Source organism: Paenibacillus endophyticus, assembly GCF_014192395.1.
GTDB lineage: Bacteria > Bacillota > Bacilli > Paenibacillales > Paenibacillaceae > Pristimantibacillus > Pristimantibacillus endophyticus.
This window is the reverse complement of sequence record NZ_JACHXW010000024.1, coordinates 1-14,836: the sequence shown is the minus strand read 5'-3', so window position 1 is coordinate 14,836 and position 14,836 is coordinate 1. Positions and strand designations below refer to the sequence as shown.

General features: G+C 40.2%; 8 protein-coding genes and 4 pseudogenes. 5 read left to right on the top strand and 7 right to left on the bottom strand.

Features of this window, described 5'->3' with window-relative positions; translation table 11 throughout:
* Nucleotides 1-383 precede the first annotated feature (383 nt).
* From FHS16_RS26715 to FHS16_RS26705, 3 genes are all read right to left on the bottom strand, one after another.
* A complete protein-coding gene (locus FHS16_RS26715) occupies nucleotides 384-2,120 on the bottom strand; it encodes a sensor histidine kinase (RefSeq protein ID WP_183569970.1) in 1,737 nt (578 codons plus the stop codon).
* Nucleotides 2,121-2,157: 37 nt separating this feature from the next.
* Complete coding sequence (locus tag FHS16_RS26710) at nucleotides 2,158-3,768, bottom strand: response regulator (protein WP_183569968.1); 1,611 nt, start codon at nucleotides 3,766-3,768, stop codon at nucleotides 2,158-2,160.
* 69 nt (nucleotides 3,769-3,837) lie between these two features.
* The gene (locus tag FHS16_RS26705; protein WP_183569966.1) at nucleotides 3,838-5,511 is read right to left on the bottom strand and encodes a CehA/McbA family metallohydrolase; all 1,674 of its coding nucleotides are present in this window, start codon (nucleotides 5,509-5,511) and stop codon (nucleotides 3,838-3,840) included.
* A gap of 443 nt (nucleotides 5,512-5,954) precedes the next feature.
* Between FHS16_RS26705 and FHS16_RS26700 the strand changes: the two genes are divergently transcribed.
* Nucleotides 5,955-6,548 carry a TetR/AcrR family transcriptional regulator gene (locus FHS16_RS26700; protein ID WP_183569964.1) on the top strand — a complete coding sequence of 198 codons (594 nt, stop codon included), beginning with the start codon at nucleotides 5,955-5,957 and terminating at the stop codon, nucleotides 6,546-6,548.
* Nucleotides 6,549-6,623: 75 nt separating this feature from the next.
* A complete protein-coding gene (locus FHS16_RS26695; protein ID WP_183569962.1) occupies nucleotides 6,624-7,058 on the top strand; it encodes a DoxX family protein in 435 nt (144 codons plus the stop codon).
* Between the two features lie 191 nt (nucleotides 7,059-7,249).
* Here FHS16_RS26695 and FHS16_RS26690 read toward each other — a convergent pair whose 3' ends face one another.
* Nucleotides 7,250-10,264 carry a cadherin-like beta sandwich domain-containing protein gene (locus FHS16_RS26690; RefSeq protein ID WP_183569961.1) on the bottom strand — a complete coding sequence of 1,005 codons (3,015 nt, stop codon included), beginning with the start codon at nucleotides 10,262-10,264 and terminating at the stop codon, nucleotides 7,250-7,252.
* Nucleotides 10,265-10,502: 238 nt separating this feature from the next.
* Here FHS16_RS26690 and FHS16_RS32015 point away from each other — a divergent pair.
* Nucleotides 10,503-10,649: pseudogene (locus FHS16_RS32015) on the top strand (DNA alkylation repair protein); the annotation flags it as partial.
* A gap of 39 nt (nucleotides 10,650-10,688) precedes the next feature.
* Nucleotides 10,689-10,813, top strand: a pseudogene (locus FHS16_RS32720) (transposase); the annotation flags it as partial.
* A 756-nt stretch (nucleotides 10,814-11,569) separates the two neighbouring features.
* On the opposite strand, the gene FHS16_RS26680 reads toward FHS16_RS32720, so the two are convergent.
* The gene (locus tag FHS16_RS26680) at nucleotides 11,570-12,025 is read right to left on the bottom strand and encodes an alpha/beta fold hydrolase (RefSeq protein WP_183569959.1); all 456 of its coding nucleotides are present in this window, start codon (nucleotides 12,023-12,025) and stop codon (nucleotides 11,570-11,572) included.
* A gap of 117 nt (nucleotides 12,026-12,142) precedes the next feature.
* Nucleotides 12,143-12,991, bottom strand: a pseudogene (locus tag FHS16_RS26675) (LLM class flavin-dependent oxidoreductase).
* 408 nt (nucleotides 12,992-13,399) lie between these two features.
* Between FHS16_RS26675 and FHS16_RS26670 the strand changes: the two are divergent.
* A complete protein-coding gene (locus tag FHS16_RS26670; RefSeq protein WP_183569957.1) occupies nucleotides 13,400-13,795 on the top strand; it encodes a hypothetical protein in 396 nt (131 codons plus the stop codon).
* Between the two features lie 175 nt (nucleotides 13,796-13,970).
* On the opposite strand, the pseudogene FHS16_RS26665 reads toward FHS16_RS26670, so the two are convergent.
* Nucleotides 13,971-14,612, bottom strand: a pseudogene (locus tag FHS16_RS26665) (IS30 family transposase); the annotation flags it as partial.
* Nucleotides 14,613-14,836 lie beyond the last annotated feature (224 nt).

The following is a 14,836-nucleotide window of genomic DNA, read 5'->3' as shown; positions in this document are numbered from 1 at the left end:
ATTGTCGCTGCCTTTAACTTCAATTTAAGTATCCATCTAACGATATATCGATCTGCATCTTTTGGAATTGTAAAAAGTAATAGATTTGAACATTTTGATTAGAAAACGAATGTATTCCAGCAAGTACGTTGCAGTAAAATAATCGACACCACTTAGCGTTGAACAGATAATAAACATAATAAAAGGTGAGGTGATCACAATCGGGGAAACACAGCAACATTATAACGATGAGTTTCAATTACAGACGGTAAAATACATACAAGAAATTATGGTGCTAGTCCAAGCAATAAAAAAAGCAGGGTATCCCGGAAAGGCGAAAACGCCAAATTGGGAACTCTGCTTATGTAATCCATATTGCCGTGCATCTCATGTTATGGCCGTTTCTACTCTATCGAATACGTAATTTCAACTGCGGTTCCGGGATGACCATGGCGCACTTGAATACGAGCATTGCTGTGCAGCAGCTTAAGTCTCATGAACGTGTTTGTCACCCCGTACCCCATTCTGTCATCCGAAAATACTCCCTTATTCATCCGATCGATGTACGCAATAAAGCTGTCCTTGACTCCCATGCCATCATCTCTAATTGTAATGATAAAGGTCTCTTCCACTTTCTGTATATCCACGACAATATGGAGAATCTTTCCTTGAATCCTCCCATGTATAATACTGTTTTCAATGAATGGCTGTATCGTCATTTTATTAATTAGTATTCCTTCATGCTCTTTGCTTACGCGAACCGCCAGCCGGATCCCATCGCTGAGACATAAATTCTGCAGAGCGACATAGTTTTCGATCAATTTGATTTCTGATTGGATTGGAATAATATCTCTTCCTTGGCTTAGGGCGATTTTGTAGAAATCACATAACAAATCAATAATATCAACAATTTGATGATCCTGTTTACGGAAAGCCATCCACCTGACCGCCGATAACAAATTATACAAGAAATGCGGATTCATCTGCTTCTGCAAATATTTAATTTCGCTTTCCACTTTCTGCCTCTCTGTTCTTGCGATATCATCTGTCAGACCTTCGATCCTGTCTGCCATTCTGCACAAGGTTTGATCCAAAGCTGCAATTTCGGTAATGCTGGTTGGATTCGGAACAATGTTCAAATTACCTTTTTCAATGGATCTGATTTTTTTCATTAAATTTTCGATATTATGGGAGAACTTTTTGGAAAACAAGATTGCGAGGAGCACGCCAACGAACACAAAAAAGCATGTACAAAGGATGACGTACTTCGTAATCGCACGCTTTTCCTCCCCTAGCTGATAGGCATCGTAGAGGATGACAACCGTTAGCGCATGATTGACTTTGCCGTAATACGAATAATAGAGGTTACGTTCCTGCTTGAGCTGGGAGAAGACTTGGTCGCTGCCTGCGTTTAATTCCACATTCTCCAGTATTTCCGCTCCGATATGTACCTTTTGGTTCGAACTGAATACGATCCCGCCTTCGCTTAATAGATAAAGCAAATATTTTCCGTTCTCTTCTGCTTTATATAATTCGCTTAATCGAGCTTGATTTAATTCAATCGCTAGAATACCGCCCGGCAGGTTGATATTGATATATTTGAGCAACAAGATTTTTGTTCCTTCGCCCTCCTCCTCAAAGGCGACCCATACGTCCTTACCGCGGGCCTCTATCGCCTTTTGGATCAAATTCTGTCTCGGAAAGCTCTCGATGCTTTTAATATTTTTACCATCTGTAATAAGTTCCGGGTCCAACTTATAGATCGTTATGCTTTTGATATCATGGTTTGTCGTGACGTAGTTCTCGAACAAACTGTTAATGCTCATAAATTCGCGGAATAGTTCGTAGTCTACATTGCCGGCATAATCGCCAAGAAACAAGCTGGAAACAGTACTGTCGGAATAGATGTTTCTCGCTGTCAACTCGCTGTTTCTCATAATATTCTCGATGCCATTGAGAGCCTGGGACGTGGCATAATGCATAAAATCCTCATTTTGATGTTTAAGTGTCTGATTTAATCGTCCGTATATAACCGAACTGATCGTAGCGGAACAAATAAGCACGGTAATAATGTTGAAGGCAAGGATCATGTGGAAAAATTTAAAGTCATTTTTAACAAAGCGAATTTTATGTGCACTCATCAGCTTGTACGCTCCATCCACATGGGCCTTTGTCTACTTATATTGACTTATTCCTGTATTCCCCTGGCGTCATCTTCATGTAGTTTTTAAACACGATGTTAAAATAAGTGCTATTCTCGTACCCGACCAGCTTACCGATTTCATGTACTTTGTACCGGGTTTCCTTTAAGAGTTCTTTGGCCTTGCAAATTCGCAGATTCGTCAAATATTCCTGAATGCTTATCTTCATTTTTTCTTTGAAAATAATTCTTAAATAGTTGGGACTCAAATAAACCCGATCCGAGAGGTAAGTCAGCGTGATTGGCTCCTTATACTCGTGATTTAAAATATGTAAAATCTCATTGATGGTATAGTCATCTTTATTCAGTTTTTTCCGATCCATGTACGAGGAGACGGAGGCTAGAAGCTTGCCGGTATACTGAATCATATCTGGAATGGTTTGAGCGTTGATAATGTTTTTATAAATGACAGTATCTTCTTCCGCCATTTTCTCGAAGCTTTCTCCCATTCCTGACAGTCTCGTAGAAAGTTGGGAAAAAAGTACGATGAAGACGCTTTGAATATGATCCATCTTATTACTGGGGTCAAGGACGATGGAATGGACCAATGCGCTCAGATTCCCATCGCAGTTTTCACCATCGCACACCCTGTCTATCAATTGGGTTATTTCCGATTTCAAATCCTTTTGTTCCGTTTCGAAGACAGCAGGAAGTGAATCTTTACAATCAGAATAGTACACGATTTGTCCGTATCCCAGCTTCATTTTTTTGCTTACGGCAAAGCTGATCTGCTTATATGCGATGTTTAACTCGTCAAGATTGGCAAACAAATCGCTGACTCCGATAATATAGTTATATTTATTTTCAATGGACAAAACTTTTATTTCCGACTCGATATCATGCAGGCTCCTTGCACCTTCCTCATTCCCTTTAATCAAGGTATGTAGCAAAACGATGATTCCTTTGCCCGATTTTTTTATGAAGATGACGTTTCTATGATTGCAAATGCTTTCAAGCTTGTATAAAGCAACATTAAATAATTCGGAATTATGGAAAATATCCGTACCCGCGCCAAAATCAAATTCGATCAAAGCTAGTTTGTACATCCCGATCATACTCAGTTGCAGATCGTTTGCCTGTACAAACATTGATTTTGTTACATTGTCACTTTTACCCGTTACGATTAATTCCTCAAGAAACTTGGTTTGTAAATAATGAAGGTTATTCCTGAATTGTTCAATAATTTTGTTGTTTTCAAGACTAGAAAGCTTTTCGTCGACGAGAATGGAAGTTGTTTTTTTAATAATGGATATCAATTCTACTTGCTTCAAAGGCTTGATTAAATAGCTGTACGCCCTTACTTCGATTGCTTCCTGAAGTAAGCTTACGTCTTCATGTCCGCTGGAAAAAATGAATTTGACTTGAGGGTTAAATCTTGAAATGTTTTTGGCCATCTCGATTCCGCCCATGCCGGGCATCATCACATCGCTAATTATGATGTCTGGCATGAATGTTTTCGCTTTCTCCAATCCATCCAGACCATTGAAAGCAGTCTCAACATGCCGAATGCCCATGATATCCCAGTCCATATAATTTTGCAAAGCGTTTCTCTCAAAATCGTTATCTTCCACAATCAATAGTTTGACCATGTGTGGGATACCTTTTCCTTTCAATGGATTTGTTATTTGGATACATGTTCAAAAAAATAGTAACATATCCTAAAAGCTGATCTCAAGATCAACCTTGTTTAATATTTTTTTAATGCGCGAAAGCTCGAAATATTCGGCAGGCACTTCTCCCGGAGCGTATCGATTATGCGAATTAAAATATCCGAAATACAGGTTTTTGAATATGTGCTGCAATTCATCCAATTCAAACAGTTTTACTTTTTTGACGATGCCGCCAACCTCGATATTCACTTCAGAAGTGACGTTTATTTCACATTGGAATTCCTCTGAGAATGTCGCCTTACTGATGTTGTCATCAATCCAGAATCGTCCATTCATCCGTTTCCCATCTTGTGTAACCTTCACGGTTACCTCTGACCTAAAACCTCTGTTCTCAAAAGGCTTATTTCTGATATAAACGGGATTCGTGATGGCAACATTCCCGGCAGAATCGTAACACTTAGCGAGGATATAACTATCCTGATTAACACTCAGCTTTTCTTTCAAGTCATAACGATCATCGTTTATACTATATTCCTTCCAAACCTCTCCGTTGATGATCAACTGGATACGACAGAGAGTTGCCTGATGACACCGCCACGCTTCAATATGAAGATTAAACATCTCATCTTCCCCATAATTCATGACCGATCCTGGTCGTTGATCATTAACCTTCAATAATAGAATGGGGCCAGAGGAAACCAGATTTCTGCCTGCTTTGACAGATGAGCATAAGGCATCGATTCCAAATTCGTCCAAATAGGTATACGTTTTAAACACAAGATGTTTTTGCGAGTTCGAATCGAATGTATGATCCGTTTCCGCCACACCTGGCATGAAATAGCCATTGTTCAAGGCATCATACCAAAGCCGCTGATAATGGACATGGTCGCTGTCATATCCCATAATCACCATGGCATCAATCGATTCTGCCAATATTTCAAATCCGATCGTAGCCGCTATATTGGAAATGAACTCACCCTGGTGATGCCACCAGCTCGTAGGATGGGCAGCAACGGCTACTGAATTTATCCCCTTTTCCTTACCGAGCGCTTCAAATGGATATGGAATACAATATTCCGGCTCTTCTCCCACTTTAGTAAACAGCCATGGATCCCATGATGCATCGTAATACTTGCTATACGGGGAAGCCTGTTCATGATTCATTAAGAACATGTGCCCGAATCGACATTTCACAATTTCGTTGCCTATATCCACAATAAAGCTCTTACTGTTTATGGCATGTATCCTCTCCGCATATTTTTCTCTAAACGTAACGTCATCATCATATTGATTATTGATATTCTGAATATGGGTCTCCTGATCATAGGGCGATCCCGCAAAAAAGAAATTAAAGTCCTCACCTTTCATGATCATAGAAGCATTCTCAAGGTTGCCCGCTTTCAGTTTTAGATTACGCGAAACATGAGAATGTGCATCAAATGAATAAAGCCCCATACGTTTTGTATCGATTAATTCCGTCAGAACAACCTCTACTACAACGTCCATGTCATCGATTACCATCTGTTTGCGAACGGGCTGGTATAGCTGACCTTTATGGAATTCAACACGGTATTCACCAGGTTCAAGCTCGAATTCATATTCTCCATCGCAATAGAAGGTTGATGGTTTATCATCCACTGTGCTCTTGCTTTGTTTATACAAAGAGATCCTGCAGAACGTCCTCTCCTTCTTATCATTGCATACATGCACTTTTAATTTCATTATATCCTCCTGAATGCATAGTCATTTACCTTGCAGTCAACTAGTTTGGACCATCTTATCCTATTATATAGTCGTAAACGAAGCCTACCATTCAAAAATACATCGGTATTTATATCGTTATTTCATCCTCTTATTTAAGTTATCGATAAAAAAAAAAATGATTGATAGAAATCAATAGAAGTATCCTCCATGCAAAAAAACGCCACCTTCAATTAAGTGGCGCAACTCGTTCGCTTATAGTCATCTCGTTTCTTCTGCCGCTATTTCGCACCAGCCTTCGGTGCTCAACTATCGTTACCCAGTAGCTCAATAACCCGCATCAGCTAAATGATGAAATGAAATTTGATAATCGCACTTTACAAACCGATGGTCGGTATTTATAATGAGACTATAGACATAATCAATCGACGTATTGGTTGTGAAAAGAGCATGGAGGGATTACTTTGAAGCAAGAGGAACGGAGGCAGCATACCACTGGACTGCTGCTTAATTCGACCAAAGAGCTGATACTGGAAAAAGGGTGTCAATCTATCACTATGAAGGACATCATGGAAAAATCAGGAATGTCAAAAGGCGCTATCTTCCATTATGTGAAGAGCAAGGACGAGATCTTTGCCTGGGTGCTGCAGGAGCGGCTTGAAGAGACAAACGAACATTTTATGAATGCAGTGGAACAAGGCGAAAAAACGTTCGATGGACCCATGCAGAAGATTATTGACGGTCTTCCGGTGCTGGAAGATGCTCAGGGCGTAACGAACAAGGTGCTGATCTATTTACTTGGAAAGGAAGATGAGCCTATCGTCGCAAAAGCCCTCAATCAGTATTATGAGCGGTCTGTGCATTTATCCAAGCAATGGATTTTGACCGGCCAACGGCATGGGGTTATTTCGGAATCGATTGATACGGATAAAACAGCCGAAATGTTCGTCCTACTATCACTCGGTTTGCGCGTCCGTTCCTCCATTCCTTTAGCTTCGGTTTCTTTCAACACCCAAGATTATTCGTCGTTTATGGTTAATATTTTAAAATCCCGATAAATAGAAAAAGAAAGGAAGAGTGTATCATTACCTATTTCTCCTGATAACGAAAATCTTCTAAACGGAGGGTCAAAGATGGTACCTTTATTTGCGCTTGTTGTTTCGTATTTGCTGTTCAGGGTTCTCGGGCTGTTCGGCTGGTCTTATTTCGACAATTGGCATTCTCCGCTTCAGGGAGCAGTGGCTGTCATGCTGCTGCTTACCGCTTCCGCCCACTGGGGAAAAAGACGGCCTGATCTCATCAGGATGATCCCGAATGCTTTTCCAAAACCGGATTGGATTGTTACGGCCACCGGGTGGCTGGAAATTGTGGGAGCCTTCGGCATTCTGTTCCCCGCTACCTCCCGCGCGGCTTCCATCTGCTTAGCGGTTCTACTCGTGACCATGTTCCCTGCCAATGTAAGGGCAGCCCGGGAAAGATTAACTATCGGCGGGAGACCCACACCTAAACTGCTTGTCCGTACATTGCTGCAGCTCGTTTTTCTCGCAGCGGTCCTCTTAGCGGGTTAAGTCTGCGGCTTGTTCATGTAAAACCGATAATTGACGATACAATTGAAAAACGTATTTCATTAAACCCTACCCCTTTCGTCAATGCCGGACTTCTCTCCCCTTCATCAATAGAGCGAAATAAAAAAGGTGAATTCTCATTCAAAATCGAATGAGAATTCACCTTTATCTGTTTTGGGCATTTCAAATATAATTTATAAGTTTTTTTGAAGTCGTAACATAACAGCTGCTGCTTCCGCTCTAGTTGTTTTTCCAAAAGGCACAAATGTATTATTTAAACGGCCTGTTACAATGCCCTGCTCGAGAGCAGATTGAGCAAAACCTTTTGCCCATTCGGGAATGCTTGCATCATCCGAAAAAGATGAAGATTTAATATTATCTTTTGGCCAGTTCATAACCCGTGCAATTATAGCTGCCATTTCTGCTCGATTTATTGCATCAAGTGGACGAAAAGTTTCATCCATATATCCTACTATCATTCCTTGCTTAAGCGCTGTGTATATTGATGGTCGAGCCCATTCTGGAATAGTGTCTTGATCAAGGAATGAAACAGAGGTTGATTCCTCGAACTGCTCGACTTGAAGCGTACGCATTAACATGACGACAAACTCCGCACGAGTAACCGCTGCATTTGCCCCAAAATGTTGAGCACTCGTTCCTTTCACAATACCTAAGCTTGCTGTTTCACAAATTTCTGCCTTTGCCCAATGAAGCTCAATATCTTTAAATAAGCATTTGTAATCACCTTCTATATCTTGGTCACGTACAATTATCAAAGTATACCGTTTAATGGTACCATTTTCTGCTGTTATAATGATTTCGATGACGTTAGAACCTACTTTTAGCGGCAGCTCACTGCTCTTGCTGCCACTTGTAACAACGTAAGCAACGCCATTCATTTGTAACGCTACAGTTGCTTTATCATCCTCTAAGGTTGGAGTGATCCTAATTTGACGCACGCTATGATCTACATTTAGCGTATAGCTCAATGTATCCGAACTGAATTCGGCATCTTGCTGCACGCCTGTATCTAGGATCAATTTCTTAATATTGGAATTGGAGCTACGCGAAGGAATTCCTGCATTTTGAGAATTTTCTCGCGTTACATTCACGGTATACGTCTTGGTTGTCGTTCCATCTGCCGCTGTGACTACTACTTTAATTATATTTGCACCCACACCTAAAGTAAGCTCAGCGCTTTCTTGACCACTACGTACCGTAAGTGCCGTTTCCTCGTTAATCGCTACTGTCGCTGTTGAATCGGACGCAACAAGGTCAGGCGTTACTTTGATACTACTCACATGATTTGCAACCTGAGCTGTATAGCTCGTTATATGTTCTGAGAAGGCTGGGCTTATACTTACTCCTTCAGATAAACTCAACCCGCTAAGTTTCTCACTATTATCTGTCCAAGTGGCATATAAGATGATACTTTTATTGGATGATATCGAGTCACCCTCATTGTAAGAGATTCCGGTACCATCTCTTTCTGTGTTCCAGCTATTATAAAGAAAACCTTGCATTCCCCAATTCTGATCATTACCAATTACTAAAACTGGGGAATCTAAAATATACGCGTAACTTTTCGTTACTTCACTATCTGGATCTGCATCATTACTTACATAAGTTATAAAGGATTGAAACGCCGCAAAATACGGATACCCATTATTATGAATATCCATTTTCCATATATTGTCGAAATCCCAATTCACATAGGAGTCAATTGTTTTCATTGCTTGTGAGTCTAATCCCACACCGAGATTATCCGACTGTCCTGAAGTTTCGGTATCAAAATAACTGTCTACAATACTCCCATCAATGTTAGACCCAGCTAATCCACCTGCAAGATCATCGCCAGTTACTAGTCCGATCGAATAGCTATTTTCAACTAATCCTTCTAGATTATCACCGACTAAACCACCGACTATCAATTCTCCAGTAATAGCTCCAGTCGCATAGCTATTATTTACAATCCCCTTATAGTTGTAACCTACAACTCCTCCTACCTCACTAATTCCACTTACATTTCCCGTCGCAACGCTGTATTCGATTAACGAATCTCCTGCAGCAGGAGATTCGTTCTCACCTACTAAACCACCAACATACGATTCTGCAACCACATTTCCTGCCGCATAGCTGTGAGAGATATTACCGCCCTCGTTATCACCTACTAAGCCACCTACATCATCGCCTCCTGTTACATTACCAGTAGCATATGAATATTCTATTTGGGTCCCTTCGCTGTATCCGACCAATCCTCCTAAATCATCTTCTCCTGTTACATCACCAGTAGCATATGAATCTTGAATATGTGATTCCATACTGTTGCCAATCAATCCGCCCATATCATCATCCGTATTAGATACATTGGCATGAGAATAACTTTCACTAACAAATGAATGATTAAGAGCACCTGCTAGCCCACCTATATATTGATGTCCAGATACACTTCCCGTTGATCCACTATTGCGAATAGTAGCGTCACTAAGGATACCGAATAGTCCACCTATATAATAATGGATACCCTTTACTTCCCCTTCAAAATAAACATCAGTAATTGTATCATTGATACTATAACCGGTTATCCCACCTACATTGTCATAGCCTTCTACATAGGCTTCAGCATTAACGTTAGTGAGTATCGTATTTTCACTATAGCCGATTACCCCGCCTACACTTTCTCTCCAACCATACACTGATCCTGTAACCTTAATATTTTCAAATATGCCATCCTTAACATAACCCGCTAGGGCTCCTACTGTGTAGTCACCTTCTACATGCGCATTTTCAAGCACAACATTTTTTATATGTCCAGAACCCAGCATATAACCAAATAACCCCAAATGCTCATTTGAAATATTAGTGTTAATAAACAAGTTCGAGATTGTATAATTATTACCATTTAAACTTCCCGAGAATGGGTCCCCAGAGGTGCCTATCGGCTCCCATGAATGACCAATGTGATAATCACTTAAATCAATATCACTAACCAATTCAAAGTTGCTATCCAGATAATTCCTAACTTCACTTAACTGATCGGCTGTAGCAATTAGAAATGGATCAATGCTCGAACCACTTCCCCCAGCAAAGCCTCCTGCAGCTTGAACCTGGGTTCCCTCAGAACTAATCCAACTTGGGATACTTCCAAAAACCATTACAATAATAATTAATCCTACCATCACTCGCCTAGTCCAATACCGTGCTGACATTACAGTTTTTCCCCCTCTGTTAATTTAAGACAAATTTTTAATATTGCAAGTATAACAAGCTCCTCTGAAAGAATAATGAAAGAATCAATGGTAGTTACAATTCCGGATACTTACACAATATGGCTTCACCTTATGAATTAACGTTGAACAGATAATAAACATAATAAGACTCCAAGCGACCAATCAGAGGAACAGATGAAACGAATCAGCGTCTTGTAGCAACGGGGATACAAAGAGAGAAGCAAAAACAGTCGCCGAGGCGGTTGGCAAACAGCATGTGGATGTCGGCAATACGTCATGCAAAGTGCCGCTTGCAACGGAATATATCGGCAAGATCGAGGCGATGGGTCGAATCGGCAGCAAGAAAAAGACCTGCATTTGTTAACCGCAAACGCGGAAGAAGGGTACGGTTACGCGATATAGGCTGCGGCATGCCGGTCTCAGCCTAGCTGAAGCAAGTTCAGGCAAGTGGAAAGGCCAAATATCCATTAGTAAACGTGGTCGACCAGGACTTCGGCATGCCTGTTCATGGCAACCATGGCCCTCATTACTTTTTCAATTTTGATTACTTGGATAATGAAAAAAAGAGGTATCCACTAATACGGACGCCTCTGCTTGTTCTCTTTTATTTAGCATTTACATCATCAAGATCCGTACCTGTGATAACTTCATACCAACATCGTAGCTCAGTTATGATAGCCCAGTCGACGGGATGAGTAAGCATTGCCCTTCCAATAACTCCTATACGCCATTGTCGGCATCCGATAATTGCTTGCGTCGAACAAGCGGGATACGTTGAATTAACCATTCGATTGGATGAATGACATTCGTTTCATTGAGAGGATGACTTTCAAATGCAGGCTTTAAGATCATCTCATCGACCTGATTCGTAGTGATCGAGGCTAGGTTTGCTTACCCTATTGTGCTCGAGTATGGAAAATTATATGCGCATCAAAATTCACGGATTAAAAAAATGGATTAAAAAACGAAAAAACAGCAACCGATAATAACGGCTACTGCTTTTTGTATAGAGGATAAAGATGTGTTTTGATGGACAACATCTTTAAAAAACTTTTTGTTTTGGAATAATTACTTCATTAATAGCTATATGATTTAAATGAACAGCTAATTTATCAGGTTGTGATAGAAATGGAGAGTGGTCTGAATCTAATGTAATAACTTGTTCGCACGGTGAATCTTGATACATTTTTCTTTGCAGATCAATCGAAATAGCATTATCTTTTAACGTTTCTATATAAACACGAGGCATGCTTCCAAAGTTCTTTTCTGTCAGAATAACCGGAGTTATGAAAGGCGATAAAGGCTCAAGACATAATTTCTCTTTTGCCTTAATAACGTCTTCTTCAGTACAATCACCATGAAAGAATACTTGATTAGTTCGTCATTAAGTGCCATGTAAGTTTGATCCTCACTGAAGATAACTAGTGAAGGTTCATCTGTTTCTTTTTTTTCACTTTGAGCGATCTGAATCAAGGACTGATTATTCTTCGGAATATATGCGCACAAATAAACAAGAGTTTGTATTTTTTGGGGACGAAATTCGGCTGCCTGAGTTATAACAAGTCCTGCCATGCTATGACCGATCAAAATCACCTTTCCATTTTCGCTATCTAATATACCGCATAAGCGATCAGTGAAATCGTTCAACGTAACATCAGTCACTGGCGTTTTATCCATTCCATGACCAGGCAAATCAAAAGCAATGACTCGATGTCCCACTTCTTCTAATGGAAGAATCATCTTCTCCCAGCATCATGCTCCATGCCAAGATCCATGTACATAAACAAAAGTACTCATAAAATCACTCCTATTTATTTTATTTGTTATTTAACTTGATGTATGAATCGGATGCATTTATTAACTTTTAGCTGTGTATCTCCAAATTGCAGGAATAATATGTCTAGCTACCAACTCGATTTTCTTGCTAGTTTGTCATATGGCACTCCTCCAAGATCCATTTCAAGCAGAACTCGTTGATGACCAAATAACTCATACTGATTTAGAATTTTCTCAATGATTAGTTGAGGGCTTCCGACCATTAAAGCATCCTCAACATTCGCTGACTGTAAAAATTGGTGTTTTGGAAAAGGCATGCCACGCATTTTTCTATAAACATTATCCATATGTGGATAGAACTCGTTCTGAGCATCCTGTGAATTTTCAGCCACATAGAGTATTGTAGTCGTAACTATCGTAAGATCAGACGAGTCATGTCCTGCATTGGTTGCAGCTTGTCGAAACGCATATATCGCTGCCTTAAAATAACTCGACTACCAACATTTTCTCGTAATCATTCACATTGAAGCCGAGTGTATGATAGGTCCCTATAGTTGAACCTCTGCCAGCGATTAGTTCGGCGCGTCCATTCGAAATAAGATCGATCGTCGCAAAGTCCTCAAAAATACGCACCGGATCATGCACACTCAACACCGCAGCAGAGCTGGCAACTTTAATCTTTTTCGTTGCTTGTGCAATTGCACTTAGAATAACCGAATGCGCTTGAGTAGCTGTATCGTCTTGATGTCTTTCTCCAACAGCAAAAACGTCTAACCCCAATTCGTCAGAAAGCTTAATTACTTCAATTAATTCAAAAGTTCGCTGTTGTGCGCTAATTTTATGGCCCGTATGCGGGTTTTCAATATGGACTCCTACAGTATAGAAATCAACTTCCATACCTTTATCTGATTGGATTCTATATTTCATCATAGTTTGTTCTCTCTTCGATTCTTCAATAATGTCACGCAGTTAACCTTCATAATTTTGATTTTATGTTAAAATATAGATGTAATTGCCCGAAAATTATTATAAGAGTATAAAATAATTTAGTGAAGTTGGCACAAAAAGGTGACATGACTTCAAAAAAGTGACCTAATTACAAAAAAGTTACCTGCTATATGTTCTTAATCACCCCATACAAGTTTGAATGACTCTGAAAATTCTAAATCATCATCAGAAATTGTAGAAAAAGCATGCACAATTGTATCAAAAAAAATCTTTCCATAGACATAGTCTATATCAAATCTAAAATATATTAATTAGATATATGACAATCCATCGTATTATAATGAAAACATCAAAAACAATAATTAAAATTCGATTAAGGAGATATGCCATATGTCTAATCACTATATTTATAATAAATCACACATTTTTTGGGATGAACAGATCGAAACTGTTGTAATACGCTGGAATTCCTTTGCTACGGGGGACGAATTACGCGATCCTTTAGATAGAATGATTGAGTTAGCTGTCATTAAGAAAGCAAAGAAAGCTTTGTTTGATAACAGCCACGTATTGGTTTTAGAAGAAGACATGAAATGGTTATCTGAGGAGTGGCTCCCGAGATTATTGAATGCTGGTATTCAGTACACAGCAACCGTTAATCCAAAGAATTCAGAAGCCAACAACAATTTGCACATAGAAACTGATAAAGATAAAACGAAATTACTGCACCATGAATTTGAGCGCATACACAATGCAATAGTGTGGTTATCAGAAATAGCTGCGTAAAATGCAATTTGAGATAGGTTTAGCTAGAATAACGATGATAGGAGAGTTGAAACTATGCATACACTATTAGGAGTAGTTATTGCCATTGTAATAATTGGAGTATACTCGTATTTTAAAGATGGAAGAGGACAAAGAAAAACTTATCCGAGAAGATAATAAATTAATATGACGAAAGTCAAACTAAGTGCGACACCTCTTCCATGAAGGCTTCGTGAGCCGACCTCCAACCGAGACATTTACGAGGACGATTGTTAATCAAACGAATGGCATCAGCGAGTTGGCCATCTGTAACGGAAGTGAAGTCATGGCCTTTGGGGAAGAAGTCCCGAAGGAAACCGTTTGCGTTCTCGTTAGAGCCTCTCTGCCAAAAAGAATAAGGATCGGCGAAGTAGACCTTCACGTTATGCACAGCTTCTAGGTACGCATAACAGGCAAACTCCTTGCCACGATCTGTTGTCGCCGTCCCGAAGGTACAAAGTGGATATTGGCTGAGCACTACACCGAAAGCGACCTCCATGGAGTGAGCCGTTCGATCAGGCATCTTTAGTGCCATGTACAGTCGTGTTTTTCGCTCGATGAACGTAGTAGCGGCGCAGGTCTTGCTTTTGCCCCGGCTGGAGACCACGGTATGAAGCTCCCAATAGCCAAACGTCGTACGTTTGCGGACTTCTTTTGGTCGCTTGCTGATCGGTGTACCGACGAGAAAGCGTCCCCTTGTTTCTATTGGCTTTTGACGTTTGCCCTTATGTCGCAGGACATCAGCTCTCGCTGCGAGGCGCCCTTTGTATAGCCATCTATAAATGGTCTTGATGTAGACTTAAAACAAAGTTTGATAATTTGGAATAAAGATTGATAATAATACCTATATTTCAGCCATAAATCGATCAATGGTGCTTCATTAAACTCCCTTGGTACGACATGATTTTCTACCGAATGCTCGCTTATTCGCAGGATTTCGCCCGGTTGGATATAGATGAAAGACAAAGAGGGGGACTCCGTAGTAGACTTCGGCAACATGAAGGCGCACGGGAATAGAGGGGG